The organism is Flavobacterium sp. 2755, from assembly GCF_031455715.1.
In the GTDB taxonomy this organism is placed as follows: Bacteria; Bacteroidota; Bacteroidia; order Flavobacteriales; family Flavobacteriaceae; genus Flavobacterium.
In genome coordinates, this window is the sequence record NZ_JAVDTG010000005.1 from 75764 (window position 1) to 93901 (window position 18138).

At 32.6% G+C, this 18138-nt stretch carries 11 protein-coding genes; 7 read left to right on the forward strand and 4 right to left on the reverse strand.

Features of this window, described 5'->3' with window-relative positions:
* Positions 1-51: 51 nt before the first annotated feature.
* A complete protein-coding gene (locus tag J2Y38_RS13005; protein ID WP_309843189.1) occupies positions 52-1326 on the reverse strand; it encodes a sorbosone dehydrogenase family protein in 1275 nt (424 codons plus the stop codon).
* Between the two features lie 186 nt (positions 1327-1512).
* On the opposite strand from J2Y38_RS13005, the gene hpt reads away from it, so the two are divergent.
* From hpt to obgE, 4 genes are all read left to right on the forward strand, one after another.
* Positions 1513-2043, forward strand: coding sequence for a hypoxanthine phosphoribosyltransferase (gene hpt, locus J2Y38_RS13010; protein WP_180861085.1), 531 nt, complete (start codon positions 1513-1515; stop codon positions 2041-2043).
* A gap of 75 nt (positions 2044-2118) precedes the next feature.
* Positions 2119-2691: an adenylate kinase gene (locus tag J2Y38_RS13015; protein WP_053470808.1), complete on the forward strand. Its 573-nt coding sequence runs from the start codon at positions 2119-2121 to the stop codon at positions 2689-2691.
* A 204-nt stretch (positions 2692-2895) separates the two neighbouring features.
* Positions 2896-4170 (forward strand): hemolysin family protein, encoded by a 1275-nt coding sequence (locus tag J2Y38_RS13020; protein WP_309843192.1) that lies wholly within the window; start codon positions 2896-2898, stop codon positions 4168-4170.
* A 102-nt stretch (positions 4171-4272) separates the two neighbouring features.
* Positions 4273-5274 (forward strand): GTPase ObgE, encoded by a 1002-nt coding sequence (gene obgE / locus J2Y38_RS13025; protein WP_073486737.1) that lies wholly within the window; start codon positions 4273-4275, stop codon positions 5272-5274.
* A gap of 115 nt (positions 5275-5389) precedes the next feature.
* Here obgE and J2Y38_RS13030 read toward each other — a convergent pair whose 3' ends face one another.
* Positions 5390-5920 carry an outer membrane beta-barrel protein gene (locus J2Y38_RS13030; protein WP_309843195.1) on the reverse strand — a complete coding sequence of 177 codons (531 nt, stop codon included), beginning with the start codon at positions 5918-5920 and terminating at the stop codon, positions 5390-5392.
* Between the two features lie 312 nt (positions 5921-6232).
* Here J2Y38_RS13030 and J2Y38_RS13035 point away from each other — a divergent pair, with 312 nt between their 5' ends.
* Positions 6233-8377 (forward strand): S46 family peptidase, encoded by a 2145-nt coding sequence (locus J2Y38_RS13035; RefSeq protein WP_309843197.1) that lies wholly within the window; start codon positions 6233-6235, stop codon positions 8375-8377.
* Positions 8378-8575: 198 nt separating this feature from the next.
* Here the strand turns inward: J2Y38_RS13035 and J2Y38_RS13040 are convergent, their stop codons facing one another.
* A complete protein-coding gene (locus tag J2Y38_RS13040) occupies positions 8576-15049 on the reverse strand; it encodes a carboxypeptidase-like regulatory domain-containing protein (protein WP_309843200.1) in 6474 nt (2157 codons plus the stop codon).
* 206 nt (positions 15050-15255) lie between these two features.
* Here J2Y38_RS13040 and murC point away from each other — a divergent pair, with 206 nt between their 5' ends.
* Positions 15256-16611, forward strand: a complete 1356-nt coding sequence (gene murC, locus J2Y38_RS13045; RefSeq protein ID WP_309843202.1) for a Mur ligase family protein — start codon at positions 15256-15258, stop codon at positions 16609-16611.
* Between the two features lie 96 nt (positions 16612-16707).
* Here murC and J2Y38_RS13050 read toward each other — a convergent pair whose 3' ends face one another.
* On the reverse strand, positions 16708-17340 hold the full coding sequence (locus J2Y38_RS13050; protein ID WP_309843206.1) for a DUF1287 domain-containing protein: 633 nt from the start codon (positions 17338-17340) through the stop codon (positions 16708-16710).
* 106 nt (positions 17341-17446) lie between these two features.
* Between J2Y38_RS13050 and radC the strand changes: the two genes are divergently transcribed.
* Positions 17447-18136: a RadC family protein gene (gene radC / locus J2Y38_RS13055; protein ID WP_309843208.1), complete on the forward strand. Its 690-nt coding sequence runs from the start codon at positions 17447-17449 to the stop codon at positions 18134-18136.
* The last annotated feature ends 2 nt before the right edge of the window (positions 18137-18138 follow it).

An 18138-nucleotide genomic window follows, 5' to 3' on the forward strand; every position in this document is an offset into this window, starting at 1 on the left:
AAAATATAAAATCTATGTTTCTATATGTTTAAATTATTGAATAATTGGAATTTATTTGTTCGCTGTAACCTTCCAAATCGTATTACTACTATCATCATTTACTAAAAGCGATCCGTCGTTCATAACGGTCACGGCAACTGGACGTCCGTAAACTTCAGCTTTATTTTCATCCGAAACAAAACCAGTTAAAAAATCTTCCGGTTTTCCAGATGGTTTTCCATCTTTAAAAGGAACAAACAACACTTTATAACCTGAAATTTTAGAACGGTTCCAAGAACCATGCTGCCCAACAAAAGCACCATTTTTATATTTTGCCGGGAATGCATCTTTAGTATAAAATGCCAATCCAAGCGAAGCAGTATGCGCACCAACGGGAACATCAGGAACAATTGCTTTTTCGACCAAATCTTTTCTTTCGCCTTTCATTCTTGGATCAGGAATACTTCCAAAATAAGAATAAGGCCATCCGTAAAAACCATCTTTTTTTACACTCGTAATATAATCCGGAACTAAATCGTCACCCAAATCATCACGTTCATTTACCGCTGTCCAAAGCTCTTTATTAACCGGATTCCAATCCATTCCAACCGGATTTCTCAAACCCGAAGCGTAGATTTTTTCGCCAGTTCCATCAGGATTAATTTCTAGAATTCCGGCACGACGAACTTCTTTGTCAACACCATGTTCGGCATTGTTACTTCCAGAACCTACAGAAACATAAATTTTGCTTCCGTCAGGACTTGCTAATAAATTTCGTGTCCAGTGATTGTTGTAACCTCCGGCAGGAAGCTCAAGAATTTTTTCTCCTTTTGTTTCTAATTTTAATGGATTGTTTTTATACGGATAACGGTATAATCCGTCGGTATTTGCAATGTAGAAAAAGTCCTTTAAAACCAACATTCCAAAAGGTCTGTTTAAGCCGGTAATAAAAACTTGGCGGGTTTCAAATTTCCCGTCTTTGTCTTTGTCGCGAAAAACCGTGATTTGATTTTTACTCGATCTTGTTCCGCTTTCTACCACAAAAATATCCTGATTTGGTGCGATATAAGTCCAGCGTGGGTTTTCAAAACCGTCTGCAAATTTGGTAACCGTAAAACCTTCTGGAGCTTTTGGCGTAACGCCGTTTGGCCAGCCAATAACTTTGCTGTTATTCGTTTTAGATTCAGTAGCATATGGCGGCGGAAGCGTAATGTCGCCAATAGCAGTTTTTACAACATTTCCGGGTTGTTTTGCAAGTGCTTCTTTTTCTTCTTTTTTAACTTGTCCGTTGCAGGAAGTCATTAAAATTAATAATGATATAGAAAATAGTGGTAAGTAATTCTTCATTGGTGTTTTGGAGTTAAATGATTATTCAACAACAATTTAGTAAATTTAAAAGTAGGGTTAGGAACGAATTTGTAATTATTAACTGATATTTAACATTCACAAAAAAGTCATCTTTCGATTCTATTTTCATGTGGGCAGATTGGTTGTAATTCTGTATCTTTGTCCATTATTTTAAATTTAAAAATAATGATACAACTTCACGATAAACAATTTGTTCCGTTTATTTCGGCTAAGGAAATTGATTTTGCTTTAACCAAATTAGTTGCACAGGTAGAAGATGATTTTGGAGATGATACTCCAATTTTTATTGGAGTTTTGAATGGCGCCTTTATGGTGGCTGCCGATTTCCTGAAAAAATATAAAAGTCCTTGCGAGGTTTCATTTATCAAAATGGCTTCTTATGAAGGAACTGAAACAACAAATTCAGTTAAAGAATTGATTGGAATCAATCAGGATTTGTCTGGAAGAAGCGTTGTTATTATCGAAGATATTATCGATACAGGAAATACGCTTGAAGAATTAAAACATTTATTTAAAGCACAAAATGTAAAACACTTTAAAGTGGCTACTTTGTTCTTTAAACCAGAAGCTTATAAAAAAGACATTAAAATAGATTATATCGGAATAAGAATCCCGAATAAATTTATTGTTGGCTACGGATTAGATTATGACGGTTTAGGCAGAAACCTGACCGAGGTATATAAATTAGCAGAATAATATTAAACAAAACACAACTATATATTCATTTTAAACTTCTTCAAAAAATAAGAAGTCACACAACTCAAACGTACTATGATTAACATTGTTTTATTTGGAAAGCCTGGAGCAGGAAAAGGAACTCAGGCAGAATTTTTAAAAGAAAAATACAATTTAACACACCTTTCAACAGGAGATATTTTTCGTTTTAATTTAAAAAATGATACTGAACTAGGTAAAAAAGCAAGAGTTTTTATGGATAACGGAGAATTAGTTCCGTGCGAAGTAACAACTGCAATGTTAATTGACGAAGTAAATAAACACCCGGAAAGCGCAGGATTTTTGTTCGACGGATATCCAAGAACTTTAGATCAGGCTGAGGCATTAGATAAATTTTTACCAACAATTGGTTCAAGCGTAACAGCAACGATTGCATTAGAAGCTGATGATGAAATTTTAGTAGCACGTTTACTGGAAAGAGGAAAAACAAGCGGAAGACCAGATGATCAGGACGAAGAAAAAATTCGTGTAAGATATCAGGAATACAATGAAAAAACAGCTCCGTTAATTGGGTATTATAAAGAGCAAAATAAGTTTCACGCCGTAAACGGTATCGGAACTATCGAAGAAATTACAGAACGCTTAACGTCAGTTATAGATAATTTGTAGAAGCTAATCCAGCTGTACGTTGCGAGTCCTCGCTAAAAAAATTATTTTTCCAAACCATAAAACGAGCTTCCGCTGGTCGCTGTTTTCTGGCAGGAAAAATTAGTTTTTTTAGCTCCGGGCTCTTCACTTCCATCTGGGCTAAAATAGAACAATAAGAATTTATACAAAAACAACGAACCAAACAAATAACGAATCTACTAAACATTGGAAATACTAATAATATTTTTTCTAATACTATTAAACGGAGTTTTCTCAATGTCTGAAATTGCATTGATTTCGGCACGAAAAAATAGACTGGAAACAGCAGCAAAAAAAGGGAACAAAAGTGCCAAAACAGCGCTCGATCTGGCGAATTCTCCAAACAAATTTTTATCAACGGTACAAATTGGAATTACCTTAATCGGAATTTTGACGGGTATTTATTCTGGGGATAAAATCACATTAGATGTAGAAACATTTGTGAGCGGTTTTGAAATTTTAAAACCATACGCTCATTCCGTTGCGGTTGGAATTGTGGTTGTAGTTTTAACATTTTTCTCTTTAGTTTTAGGAGAATTACTTCCAAAACGTATCGGATTAAATTATCCGGAATCGATTGCCAAAATGGTTGCGATGCCAATGAAAGTAATTTCGATTATCACGGCACCGTTCATTTGGTTGCTAACTTCTTCAACCGATTTTTTATTGAATGTTTTGCAGATAAAACCAACTGCTGACGGAAAAGTTACCGAGGAAGAAATTAAAGCCATCATCAAAGAGGGAACAGAAGTTGGAGAAGTTCAGGAAATTGAACAAGATATTGTGGAGCGTGTTTTCCATATTGGTGACCGAAAAGTAAGTTCGTTAATGACGCACCGAAAATCAGTAGATATGCTTCCGTTAAATGCTGATAAAACGAAAATAAAAGAATTAGTTGTTCAGGATTTGCATACGGTTTATCCGGTTTACAATGAAAACTATGATGATATTGTTGGGGTTGTAACACTGAAAAATATATTCGCGAATATCGAAAACGATAATTTTGATTTTGCGGCTATAATTTCTGATGCGCCTTATTTAATGGAGCAGACAACGGCTTATAAAGCGTTAGAAAATTTCAAAAAAACAGGTGTTCACTACGCTTTGGTTTCTGATGAATATGGTGTTTTTCAAGGTTTAATTACTTTGAATGATATTCTGGAAGCTTTAGTTGGCGATGCATCTGAGTTTTATAAAGATGAATTCCAGCTTATAGAAAGAGAAGACGGATCGTGGCTGGTTGACGGACATTATTCATTACACGATTTCTTAACGTATTTCGAATTAGACGAACTAACAAACGACTACGAAGTAAACACCGTAAGCGGAATGATTATGACCGAACTTTCACATATTCCAAAAGAAGGTGAGAAACTAATTTGGCAAAAGTTCATCTTAGAAGTTGTCGACATGGACGGCGTAAAGATTGATAAAGTGCTTGTAAAAGCGCTTAAAGAGTAGGGAAAATTTGTTTCAAGTTTAAAGTTTCATGTTTCAGGTTATGCGTTGCGCAAACTTGAAACTTGAAATCTGAAACCTGAAACTACACATAAACAAACAAAAATGACAGAAGGAAATTTTGTAGATTACGTTAAGATATATGTTTCATCCGGAAAAGGAGGAAAAGGATCTACGCATTTACATAGAGAGAAATTTATTGAAAAAGGCGGCCCGGACGGTGGTGATGGTGGTCGAGGCGGACATGTGTATTTAGTGGGAAATAAAGGACTCTGGACATTATTTCATTTAAAGTTTGCGCGTCATATTAAAGCCGGACACGGTGGAGACGGTGGAGGGGACCGCAGCACGGGAGCAGATGGTGATGATAAATTTATTGAAGTGCCTTTGGGAACTGTTGTAAAAGACAAAGAAACCGGAGAAGTACTTTTTGAAATTACAGAAGACGGCGAAAAAAGAATTCTTGCAAAAGGAGGAAAGGGAGGTTTAGGAAACTGGCATTTTAGAAGTTCGACAAACCAAACACCGCGTTATGCTCAGCCAGGTTTACCAGGTTTAGAAATGGACGTTATTCTGGAACTTAAAGTTTTGGCAGATGTTGGATTGGTTGGTTTTCCTAATGCTGGAAAATCTACATTATTATCTGTATTAACTTCAGCAAAACCAAAAATTGCCGATTATCCTTTTACAACCTTAAAACCAAATTTAGGAATTGTAGCTTACAGAGATTATCAATCTTTTGTAATTGCTGATATTCCGGGAATTATTGAAGGCGCTGCCGAAGGAAAAGGTTTAGGACATTATTTTCTTCGCCATATTGAGCGTAATTCAACTTTACTATTTTTAGTTCCGGTTGATACGCCAGATATTAAAGCAGAATATGATATTTTGGTAAATGAATTAACGAAATATAATCCTGAAATGCTGGACAAAGAACGTCTTTTGGTTATCTCAAAATGTGATATGCTGGATGACGAACTTAAAGCTGAATTGAAAGCAGAATTAGACGTTTCGTTTAAAGATATTCCGTACATGTTTATTTCATCTGTTGCACAGCAAGGTTTAACAGATTTGAAGGATAAACTTTGGAAAATGCTTAATGAATAATATCGTTTTATTATAAATTTAAAAACCCGACAATGTAAATGTCGGGTTTTTTACTTTCTGTGCGAAAAAACAAAAAGTATAAAGGATTTTACTTTCTAACTTAAATCCTGTGAAATTATAGTCCAAAGTTTTTAGAGATTCCAATGTTTAAAGTTTTTCCAAAATTAAACTTGAAATTTTCTTCTCTGTCAATGTTTTTTCCACTCAAGTTGTTGTAGTTTATTCCTCCAATAGAGAAGTTTACACCAAATCCGTTTTTCATGTTAATAAACACACCCGGATCAAAACTTGCATAAATACCTTTAGCGTTGTCTAATGTTCTAGTTTGGTATCCAGTTCCTAAATCTGCATAAAAAGAAAACATTTGAGAAAGTGGAGTTGAATAACGTGCAAAAGCTCCAATTTTATACTCTTCCTGTCTGTCTAATCCGCTTATTTTGCTGTTAGTAATTGAACCTTCAACTCCTGCAGTCCAATGGTCAGCAAATTGATATCCTACTTTTGGAGAAAATTCAAAATTTTCATATTTATCATCTCCAATTTTTTCTGAACCAAATCCAACATTTCCACCAAGTAAAATTGATCCTTTTTGCGCACTCATCATTGTTGTCACTAATAGAACAACTGCTACTAATAATTTTTTCATTTTTATTTTTTTAATTAGAAAGGCAAATTAAAGGAATAATTGTTTGTAAGAAATAGATTAAATTAAATATTTTTAATTGAAAGTTAATTTTTACAATTTTTATTAAGATTTAAAATCATGATTTCATTAAAGCTAAAATTTTATAAGTTTAATTAGCTTTTATCTTTTTATATTCTAATAATTTTTCTTTTTTGTCAAATTATGAATTTCGCAAAATCATCTTAATATTTATTTATTATGTTTTGTTTTTATATCGAATGTTTATTTTTTTTGCGAAAATGAGTTATATTCGCAGTACTTAAACAAAATAACATGAAAAAAATAGTTTTATTCTTGACCATGTGCCTTATGGCTTTTCCTGTAAGAGCTGATGAGGGAATGTGGTTCTTGATGTTTATCGAAAGATTGAACCATAGAGATATGGAGAAAATGGGCTTGCAATTAACAGCCGAAGAAATTTACAGTATCAACCACCATAGTTTAAAAGATGCAATTGTACAGTTTAATGGCGGGTGTACTGCTGAAATCGTTTCTAAAAGCGGAATGGTTTTAACAAACCACCATTGCGGATATAATGCGATTGCAGAACTTTCTACTGCAGAACAAAACTATTTGAAAGATGGTTTTTGGGCAAAAGATAAAAGTGCCGAAATGAAACCTAAATCTTTATACGTTCGTTTCTTTGTTCGTATGGACGATGTTTCTAAAAGAATTTTATCAAAAGTAAATGATACTATGACCGAAACTGAAAGAAATAAAATCATTCAGCAGGAGATTAGTTTAATTGAAACGGAAAATAGTGAAAACGGAAAATATACAGTTTCTGTTCGTCCATTTTTTCAAGGAAATGAATATTACTATTTTGTTTACCAAGATTACACAGATGTTCGTTTAGTAGGAACACCACCAGAAAGTGTTGGTAAATTTGGAGGAGATACTGACAACTGGGAGTGGCCTCGTCAAACAGGAGATTTCTCTATGTTTAGAGTGTATGCTGATAAAGACGGAAATCCTGCAGCGTATTCTAAAGATAATGTGCCTTTACAGCCAAAACATTATTTACCTGTAAGTATTAAAGGTGTAAAAGAAAATGATTTTGCCATGATTTTGGGTTACCCTGGAAGAACAAATCGCTGGATGCCGGCGGGAGGAATTGAGCAGAATATAAAATATGCTTATCCTGCTTGGGTTGAAGGTGCTAAAACAGGAATGGATGTAATGAAAAAGTATATGGATACAGATGCAACAGTTCGTTTGAAATATGCATCTAAATATGCTTCGACAGCAAACTACTGGAAAAACCGTCAAGGTATGATCGATGCTTTAACAAAAGCGGGAACGGTAGATACAAAATCAGAACAAGAAGATAAATTTTATGAGTGGGCAAGTAAGCCGGCTAATAAAGATAAGTACGAAAATGTAATTCCTACTATTAACGATTATTACAGAGAAACAAATTTAAAAGCGCGTCACGATAATTATTTAACGCAGCTTTTGCGTACTTCTAGCTATGCGGCTGGTCCTGCAAATTTAGGAAATGAGCTGATTGCTTATTATAAAGAAAATGAAGCAAAAAGAGCAGAGATGTTACCAAAGATCAACACAATGATTGACAATATCTATGGTAATTTTTATGCTCCGCTTGAAAAAGATGTATTGACAGCGCAATTAAATTTATATGCTTCTAAAGCTGCTGAATATGGACTTGCTACGGAAGTTGCTAAAATGAAAACGGCTAATAATGGTGACTTTACTGCTGATGTGGCAAAAGCAACTGAAATTAGTTATTTTACAACTAAGGAAAAAGTATTAGCATTTATGGCTGATCCAAAACCATTAGCAATTGTACACGATCCATTATATATTATTTCTAATGATTTATTGACAAAGTCGCGTACAAAAACAGATGATCAAAAGAAAGCGGATGATGGTTTTGCAACTGCTTACAGAGAATTGGTTGAAGGTTTAAGAGAATCAAAATTAAACGCAATTAAATATCCTGATGCAAACTCTACTTTGAGATTGACTTACGGAAAAGTTCGCGCTTTACCTGCGGATCCTCGTAACGATGCTGCGATCAACAATTATACTACTATGGAAAGCATGGTGAAAAAGTATAAAGCCGGAGATCAGGAATTTGATTTACCAGCTCGTTTATTAGAATTAAACAAAGCAAAAGATTTTGGTCAATATGCTGATAAAGCAGGTTACATGCCAGTAAACTTCTTGACTGATAATGATATTACTGGAGGAAACTCAGGTTCGCCAGTTTTAAACGGAAAAGGAGAATTAATTGGAATTGCTTTTGACGGAAACATTGAAGCAATGGCCGGAGACGTAATTTTTGATCCTAAATTACAAAGAACTATTAACGTTGATATTCGTTATGTACTTTGGATTATTGACAAATACGCTGGTGCTAAAAATATTATTGACGAATTGACGATTTCTAAATAATCTCAGTTTCATTATAAAAGTAAACCCGACAGATTTTAAATCTGTCGGGTTTTTTTATGGTAATTTTTTTCTGCCATGAATTCACGAATTTATTGTCATCCTGAGCGAAGTCGAAGGCTCGCATAACGAGAAGGGCTTCGACTTCGCTCAGCCTGACAAAAGCATAAATTATATACTTTTGTTGGAATTTGGAATTTTTTATTGAACTTTTACCCGAATTCCTTTTGTATGACTTGCAAATTCGGGAGCATACATGCTTTGGATTGTTGTAATTCCGTTTGAGAATTCGCCACTGTTATTTACTCTAATATCATATTCCAAAACATAAGTTCCTTTATTGATTCGGTCAAAAAAGAAATGTGTGGCAGCATCTTTTGTACTCATATAATATCCTAAACGATCTGAATATTTATATTCTGAAAGAACATTTACAGGTTCAAAACAAGAAGCGCGCATATCTTTTAAATGAACATATTCGGTGTCTTCTTTCGAAGTAATAATTAAACGTATTGTAACTAAATCTCCAGTTTTTAGAGAATTTTTTGCTGTAATTCTTTCTAATTCATTGCCTTTTAAAGTGCTTTTCTTTAGATAAAGTTCTTTTGAAACTGATAAAATTGTGCCTGAATTATTTTTAATCTTATCTAAATCTTCAAAATACTGCCAGTAAACGCCTCCAAATCCCGGAACTTTTGATTTATTCTGAATGCTGATAGAAGCCATTTCTTTCTTTACTTCATCGGCTTTCCAGTTTAATTTAACGTAACCGGTTTCAGCTTCTTTTTGATTTTCAGACAGTTTTTTAGTCATGATTTTTTCGTCACCTAATTTTATAATGGTATTATCTTTTACAGAAAGCCAATCTGTACCTTGCAGTAATAAAGCATAAATAGCTTCTGTTGTAGATTTTGTTGTTGGCCAGTTTTTGGTTTGTTTATTTTTTAATAACCAAACTTTCATCGCATCTACAGATTTGGTGTCTTGCGTAACTTCGGCGAAAGCCTCAATCAATAAAGCCTGAGTTTCAATTGGCGCCTGATACCAATACCAGCCAGATTTGTTCGCAATCCAGTACATTCCCCAATCTTCGTTATTTGAAGAAGTTTCTTTTAGACTTTCGATAATTTTTGTAGCAGTTTCTTTTTCACCAAATCTATTCAAAGTTAAAGCAGCCAATCCTTTTTCGTAAAGTGAATAATCAAGCCATTCTTTTTTTGCAGTCCCTAAATACAATTTAGTAATCTTTTTTAAAGTGTCAGATAATGGATATTTATCTAAGTAAAAACTTCTGGTATATAAATAATGAAGATCAGAATACGGATTAATCCAGATTAGTTTATCGGTTGTTTTTAAGTTTTTGGTTCTAAAACTATGATAGCCTAGAAATTTATTGTCTAAAAACGGAATTCCTGTTTTGGCGATTTCATCGATTTTTGCAGTATCATTTTTACTCATTTTTGCTAAATGACCTAAACCGGCCAGAATGTGTCTTGTGATATATTCGCTTTCATAACCGCCGTCAAACCAAGAGAATCCTCCAGATACTTTTTGTTTTTGTTTTAATTTGTCGAAAGCAGCTTCTTGGGAAGTTTTCATTTTCTCTAAATCAAATAAAAGCGCAAGATTCTTTTTCTTTTCATCTTCATTTTGAGCATCATTTAACCAAGGCGTTTCTGCCAGAATGATCGATTTTAATTCTTCGTTTTCTTCTAACTTAGAAACTGATTTTCCTTTTTTTCTCCACTCTTCAAAAACAGCCGCAATTTTTGGATTACTTGAAATTATTTCTGAAGCTAAAGCATTGGCATAAAATCGAGCAAAAGTTTGTTCTGCACATTCATGTTCGTATTCCATTAAATACGGTAAAGATTGAATGGCAATCCAGGTTGGGTTTGAAGTATATTCAAATGTATACTGATGATTTCTTAAAGTCGTAGAATTATTATTTTTTAAGTTTTCGAAAGTATATTCTTTTGTTGAATTCTCCCGAACCCAAACTGGGATACTTTCTGTAACGAGCATATTGTTGGTTAAAACGGGAATAATATTTTCTTCTCCATCTGAAAAATTACCAGATTTTGCCAAAATTTTATATTGAACTCCCTGTAAGCCTTCTGGAATTGTAACTGTCCAATTTACCGTTGTGTTTCCGTAAGCAGGAATGGTGAAATTTCGAATGTTTTTTGTGTTTAACAATTTCGCATCAATTGACTGCATCGTCACGGCATCAAAAAACTGTAAATTAGCGATTCCGGCTTTTGCGTCAGCGGTAACATTCGAGATTTTTGCACTAATCACAATGGTATCTTTTTCTCTAAAAAAGCGTGGAAAGTTAGGCAGTATCATCAACTCTTTTTGTGTAATAACGCTTTTCTCTAAATAACCGGAAACAGCATCTTTATTATGAGCCAATAAACGAAGTTTCCAAGCAGTCAACGCTTCTGGAGAAGTAAAGTTAAAACTCACTTTTCCATTAGAATCTGTTTTTAAATTCGGGAAAAAGAATGCCGTTTCAGAAAGATTTTTTCTGGCTTTTACTTGTGTTAAGGCTTCGAGAGCACTTTTTGTTGTAACAATTATTACTCCATTTGCTGCTCTGCTTCCATAAAGAGCTGTTGCTTTATCATCTTTTAAAACATCAATTGATAAAATCTCATTTGGATTTAAATTTTTTATTTCACTTACTATTTGTCCATCAACTACATATAAAGGATTTGTTCCTTTAACTGACGACCCACCTCTAATTTGAACACCTTGTACGGTTCCGGCTAATTGTTGTGAAAATCCAGCGGAATTATAAACAGCATTATCTTCTGAAAGAACTATTTGGGAGATAGCACCTGTTAGTAACTTCTTTTTTTGTGTGCCATAACCAACTACAACAACTTCTTCTAAGTGATTTGATTCTGCTGTTAATTCAAAATTGATGGTTTTATCTTTGTAAACAATTGCAGATTGATTTTTATAACCAATATAGGCGAAAACAAGTTCTTCATTTTCTTTTGCTTCAATTTCATAATATCCGTCAAAATCAGTACTTGTGCTTCTTTGTGTACCTTTAATAGTTATGCTCACACCAGGAAGAGGTAATTGATCCCGATCAGTTACAATACCGGAAATCAATTTGGCATCTAATGGTTTTTTTATTTTTTTTGTTAACTGTCTTTGATATTCTCTTTGTAAATAAATTACATCATTGCTGGTGCGGGCAAAATCAAATCCAAACCAGATTAGCTTTGTACTTTCATTTTTTAGTTCAATACGCTTAGACGGAGTATTTAAATTAAGGATTGTAGTATATGTTTTTTCGTTACCTAAAAGTGCTTTGTAACTGTGTCCAATATTGTATTGATCAAGATTTAAGCTTGGCCAATTTTTTGTGGTAAATTGATCTAATGAGCTGTCATACATTGACGCCAAAACTTCAGATTCTTTTTTTGCAGCTGTTCCGGTTAATTTAAAAGACCAGTTTTCGTTACTTCCGGGTTGTATTTTAGATCTAAATGTTTCTACATCAAATTTAAATTCTGGTTTTTCTCTTTTTAAAATAACAAAAACATTATTGTCAAATTTTTGATTCTCGTATATACTTGTGAAATCAATTATTACCCCATTTTGAAATTCTTTTTTTATCGGGATCTTAACTAACGCTTCATGATCTCGAAGGTGATATATTTCTTCTGAATACAATTTGTTTTCATAACTGGCTGTCCCAGTAATATATAATTCTGGAAGAACAGAAGTTAGTTTTATTAAAACAAAACCGTCTTTTAAGGCATCTTGATTTATTTGTGTTACACTAAATAAACGACTTGTGTCAAATTTATCGCTGCTTTGAAAAAGCCTGAAATTTGAATTGCTTTCTATTAAATTTCCAAAACTATCTTTTGCAGAAAAGACAATTTTATAGTCACCGGATTTATAATTTGAAATGAAATCTAAAGCAAGAGTTTTGTCTTTTTGTGTATCGATATTTTTGGAATACAATAAAATTTCGGTTGTTTTTTCTTTTGAATTTTGATTGTTTTCGTATGGAAATAATTTCTCAAAATCAGAATTTGAAATAGATTCTATTTCAGGATTAGGAAATACTCTGCCCTTAAATTTTGTAGAGAATGGGTTAAGATAGTAAATTTTTATTTCTCCCTTAATTGGCATAAATTCTCCATTTAGATTAGTGCTTAAAAGTTTAATCTCATTTTTATTTTTAGTGTAGATTTCATTAGGAATTACAGCATTTAATTCTAAGTCGTGATAACCAACTTTTATAGAAGTGCCGGCATCATGAGTTTCTCCGTTGATATCAGTAACAGAAGCTTTTATTTCATAATTAAAAACTGGCAATAGTTCTTTCTTAGAGTTTTTAGCAGGAAGGGCTGTAAAATCAATTGAAAATTTTCCTGAGGCATCAGTTTTAGTTTCTTCAACAGCCAAAACTTCATTTTCAACTTCCTGATTATAGAAATGTCTTAAATAAGTCGTATGTCGGGTAACGGTATAAGTTACTTTTGCATCAGAAATGTTACTTCCTGCAAAAGCTTTTGCAGTTCCTTTTACTTTAACTAGTTGATTAAGCTGAAAACTTTCTTTTTTAGGTTCAAAAGTTACCTCAAATTTTGGACGTTTGTATTCTTCAACCTGAAAATCGATTTGGGAAGTTTCAAAATCTACATTATCCCAAAATGGATGCTCATCTTTTGTTTTATTATAAACTTTGTCATTTTCATAGTCAGTAGGTTCATCGGCAGTAATTAGAAAACTACCTGTCAGGCCAGATTTTGGAAGAACAAATTCGCCCGAAAAAGAACCAAACTCATTTGTTGTAACATCAAATTCTTTGATTTCAGTATTGTTAGGGTCTTCAACAATAACTTGAAATGTTGTAAAGGGAACTACAGCCGATTTGTTTTTAGTTTTTTGTGTCGCAATTCCTTTATAGTAAACAGTTTGTCCCGGACGATAAATTGCACGGTCTAAATAAAATTCTACTTTCCCTTTAAAATTATTCTGATCCTCATTTTTGTCGCTGTATAAGTTATTGTAAGCAAGATATTTGTTTTCAACGTAAAGAGTATCTTTTGGTGTATAAACAGTAATAGGTTGATAAGTATACTGGTTAATTTTCTTTTCAAAAACCGCAATTCCGTTTTTATTTGTTAAAACGTTAATTGACTGAGATTTGATGTTTACATTTTCTAATGGTTTTCCGGTTTTTCGATCCAGAATCTGATAAATTTCCGCTGTATCATTTTGAGTTCCTAAAATTATAAAGTCAGAAACTGTAATAGTTTCAAAGGCATAAGCTTTCCTGTCATTTGAATCAGCCTCACTTTCAAAATATACTAAATAAGAACCTGTCTCTAGTTGTGGCAGCAAAACTTCTGTTGAATATTCAAAATAATCTTTTTTGTTGGTTAAGGTGTAAGATTGTGAAATTGCAGGTTTTGTTTTTTGAATGATTGTATCTCTGATTCCATCTGTAGTGATATAAGATTTTGTGAGATTTATAAGCTGTGTTTGTGAAATTTTGAAAAAGGAAATTTTAAGTTTTTCGACATTTTTATATTGAACAAAAGCGCGCGTGTTTTCGTTGTTGTAAACATATTTTTGAAGCTGGACATTTAAATTTTTATATAAAATGTTTTCCTTTTGCTGTATGGCAAGTTTATACGCATTTGATTTATTGTTAATTTGTAAAATGCTGTCTAAAATTGCAACTGCTTTTATATTATAATCGGGGTATGCTTTTTTTGAGGCTTTTTGAGATAAAAAAGAGGCTCTTTCTAACTGAATGTTTTGTATTAAAAGCACATTATCAGTTTTGTTTTGAAGAGCAGCTAAAGCCTGAATGTAATCTTCATCTGCGTCCAAAATATTTTTTTTGAAAAACTGAATTCTTCCCCAAATATTTTCGGCAGTAGAATTGTTAATTTCCTGTCTTTGATAGAGTTTTAAAGTGATTTTAAGATTTTCGTTTGAAACAGAATCAAAGTTTAATTTTATAAAATCAGTTGAATTTCCTAAAAGATCTTTTTTAGAAGATAAAAAATCACTTTTTTGAATTTCCCAAAAGTGAATTTTTTGCGATTGAAGGTTTATGTTTTCTGATATTACATAATTTAATAAATTAAGAGTTTTGAATTTCTCCATGGTTGGATAATCAAAAATAGCCTCGTATTTAGTCAATAAAGTATTTTTTAAAACAGTTTCGTTTTCCAGTGAAGTTTTTAAAGCAAGATCAATTTGAGCATTGAAATTTTTTGCTGTCCAGGTCAGGAAATCATTATCCAGCTCTTCGGTATTTGTTCTTTTTTCAATTTGATATTTATTTCGGGCGAAATAATCGGTTAAACATTTTGCGTAGACCAAATTCAAGATTGCTTTTGATGGAACAGAAACGCGGCTAATGTCAGTTTTTAGATTATTTAAAATTTTGGTTTGTGCATTTTCATCCACAACCTGTAGATATTTAGACTGATAGAAAAAGCATTTTATCATTTGAACTTCGTCTTTTTGACTTATTGCTTTCGTGTAAATTTTAGAAACAATTTCGTTTGCCGATTTTACTTTGCCTTCATTTTCAAGGGCAATAACTTTGTCCCATCTTTTATCATTTTGCTGCGCAAAAACTGTATTAGAAATCAATAATAAAACAAATAGTATATTTTTCATAAAGTGCTTTTTATCTATAGAGGGCAGTTTCTCGATAAAGGTTGGGAAAGGTTTAAAAATATTTTTCGTACAAAGTACTAATTTATCTATAAAAGGAAATAACACATTTTATATTTCCTTATTTTTGAAAAATAATTATTTGAGTTTTATTAGTTATTGGCTTTTTCGATTAACCAATTAAACAGTTTAACGATTAAACATTTTAAATGAAAACACATTTCATCGCTATAGGCGGAAGCGCTATGCACAACTTAGCATTAGCATTGCATAATAAAGGTTATCAGGTTACAGGAAGTGATGATGCTATTTTTGAGCCTTCAAAATCAAGATTAGAGAAAAAAGGAATTCTTCCTGCTGAATTGGGCTGGTTTCCTGAAAAAATTACTGCCGATATTGATGCTATAATTCTTGGAATGCATGCAAAAGCGGATAATCCGGAATTGTTGAAAGCGCAGGAATTGGGACTTAAAATTTATTCTTACCCAGAATTTTTATACGAACAATCAAAAAATAAAACTCGTGTTGTAATTGGCGGTTCGCATGGAAAAACAACCATTACTTCGATGATTTTGCACGTTATGCATTATCATAATATTGAAGTAGATTATATGGTTGGTGCACAGTTAGAAGGTTTTGACACCATGGTACATCTTACCGAAGAAAATGATTTTATGGTTTTAGAAGGTGATGAATATTTATCTTCTCCAATAGATCGTCGCCCGAAATTTCATTTATACCAGCCCAACATTGCCTTGATTTCAGGAATTGCATGGGATCATATTAATGTTTTTCCAACATATGAAAATTATGTAGAGCAGTTTGAAATTTTTATTTCGAAAATTACAAACGGAGGAATTTTAGTTTATAACGAAAATGACCCGGAAGTAAAACGAGTTTCTGAGGCTGCAACAAATCCTATTCGTAAATTAGCTTATCATACTCCGGAATATGCAGTTAGTGACGGCGTAACATTATTAAAAACGCCAGAAGGCGATATGCCAATTGAAGTTTTTGGAGCGCATAATTTAAATAATCTTGCCGGAGCAAAATGGATCTGCCAAAATATGGGCGTTGATGAAGCCGATTTTTATGAAGCTATTGCCAGTTTTAAAGGGGCTTCTAAACGTTTAGAAAAAATTGCCGAAGGAAAAGGAAAAGTTGCTTATAAAGATTTTGCACATTCGCCAAGTAAAGTAGCGGCAACGACTAAAGCGGTAAAAGAACAATATCCAAACAGAACTTTAGTAGCTTGTTTAGAATTGCATACGTACAGTAGTTTAAATGCCGAATTTTTAAAAGAGTATGAAGGAGCTTTAGAATATGCTGATGTTGCAGTTGTTTTCTATTCGCCAGATGCTGTAAAAATTAAACAGTTAGAAGAAGTCACATACGAACAAATTGCTTCTGCTTTTAATAGAGAAGATTTAATCATTTATACAAATCCAGCTGAATTTAAAGAATATTTATTCAATTTGAATTTAGATAATTCTGCACTTTTATTAATGAGTTCAGGAAATTACGGAGGTTTGAATTTTGATGAAGTAAAACAATTGATTGAGTAGTTAATCAGTCAATTTGAAAATTATATAATTGCCGGCTGTTTTTTACAGCTGGCTTTTTTTTGAATTTTAGATTTTAAAATTTAATTTTCGGAATTTCTAATTTAGAATTTCTTTGGAATATTTAAAATGTCCCACAATTTTATATTCAAATAAACAATCTTGAAGAACTTGGCCATTACCAACATTGTGGACGATTAAATTTCGTTTTCCGTCATTTGATTTTTTGTTAGTTACTATTCCAATATGAGGGAGTTTATCATTAATCATCCATGTTACAATTTCACCAGTTTTATAATCGTTAGAATTTTGAGTTACGGGTAGTTTTGTTCCTTTTCTTTCAAAAAATATTTCCAAATTTGGGACTCTTCTGTGATCGATATTAGTATCGGTTTTAGTCATTCCCCAATTTTTTAAATTCGGATATGCGTCGAAGTTTTCTACCATATCTTCATGTACTTCTTTTTGAAGATCAATTCCTAATTTTCGATAAGAGCGAATAACAACATCGGTACAAACTCCTTTTTTTGCAGGAACATCTCCATTTGGATATTGAATTGAAAAATAGGCAGGATCATAGTCTATTGATGGATCAATAATTGAAATTGCAGCTTGAGATAATCTCTCTTCAAAATTATTTGGCTGATTTTCGTTGCTGGCAATTTTTGCTGTTTCCTTTTTTTGACAGGATATAAAAAGAAACAAAAGGAAAGAAATACGTAAAATTTTCATTTCGAGATAAGTTAGTTTTTAAAGTTAAACAAATTTGGAAATGATTCAATTTTTTGAAAGATTTTTCTTCTTTTTAATATATATTCGCTTCTCAAAATATATTATTATGGAAGGAAGTCATTTTGCTATAAAAAATTGGTCAGAAGATGATAAGCCTCGTGAGAAATTAATGCTTAAAGGAAAAGATGCTTTAAGCGATGCCGAATTAATGGCTATTTTAATTGGTTCCGGAAGTCGCAATGAATCGGCAGTTGCATTAAGTCAAAGAATTTTAGCTGGTGCGGGGAATCTAAATTCTTTAGGGAAAATGTCTATTTCTCAATTAATGCAATTTAAAGGAATAGGAGAAGCAAAAGCGATTACCATTATTGCTGCTTTAGAATTAGGACGAAGAAGAAGGGCAGAGGATACGGTTAAATTGTCTAAAATTATCTCAAGTAAAAATACTTTCGAAATTATGCAGCCTATTATTGGAGAACTGTCTCATGAAGAATTTTGGGTGCTTTTTCTTAATAATTCTAATAAAGTTATTTCTAAATCACAATTAAGCAAAGGAGGAATTACAGGAACAATTGTAGATATACGATTGGTTTTTAAATTAGCCTTAGAAAATGGCGCTACAGGTTTGATTTTGTGTCATAATCATCCTTCTGGAAATTTAAATCCAAGTGATGCTGATAAACAAATTACAAAGAAAATAAAAACAGCAGGAGAGATTCTAGATGTTAAAATTTTGGATCATTTGATTATTACTGAAACAAAATATTATAGTTTTGTAGATGAAGGAATTTTTTAATC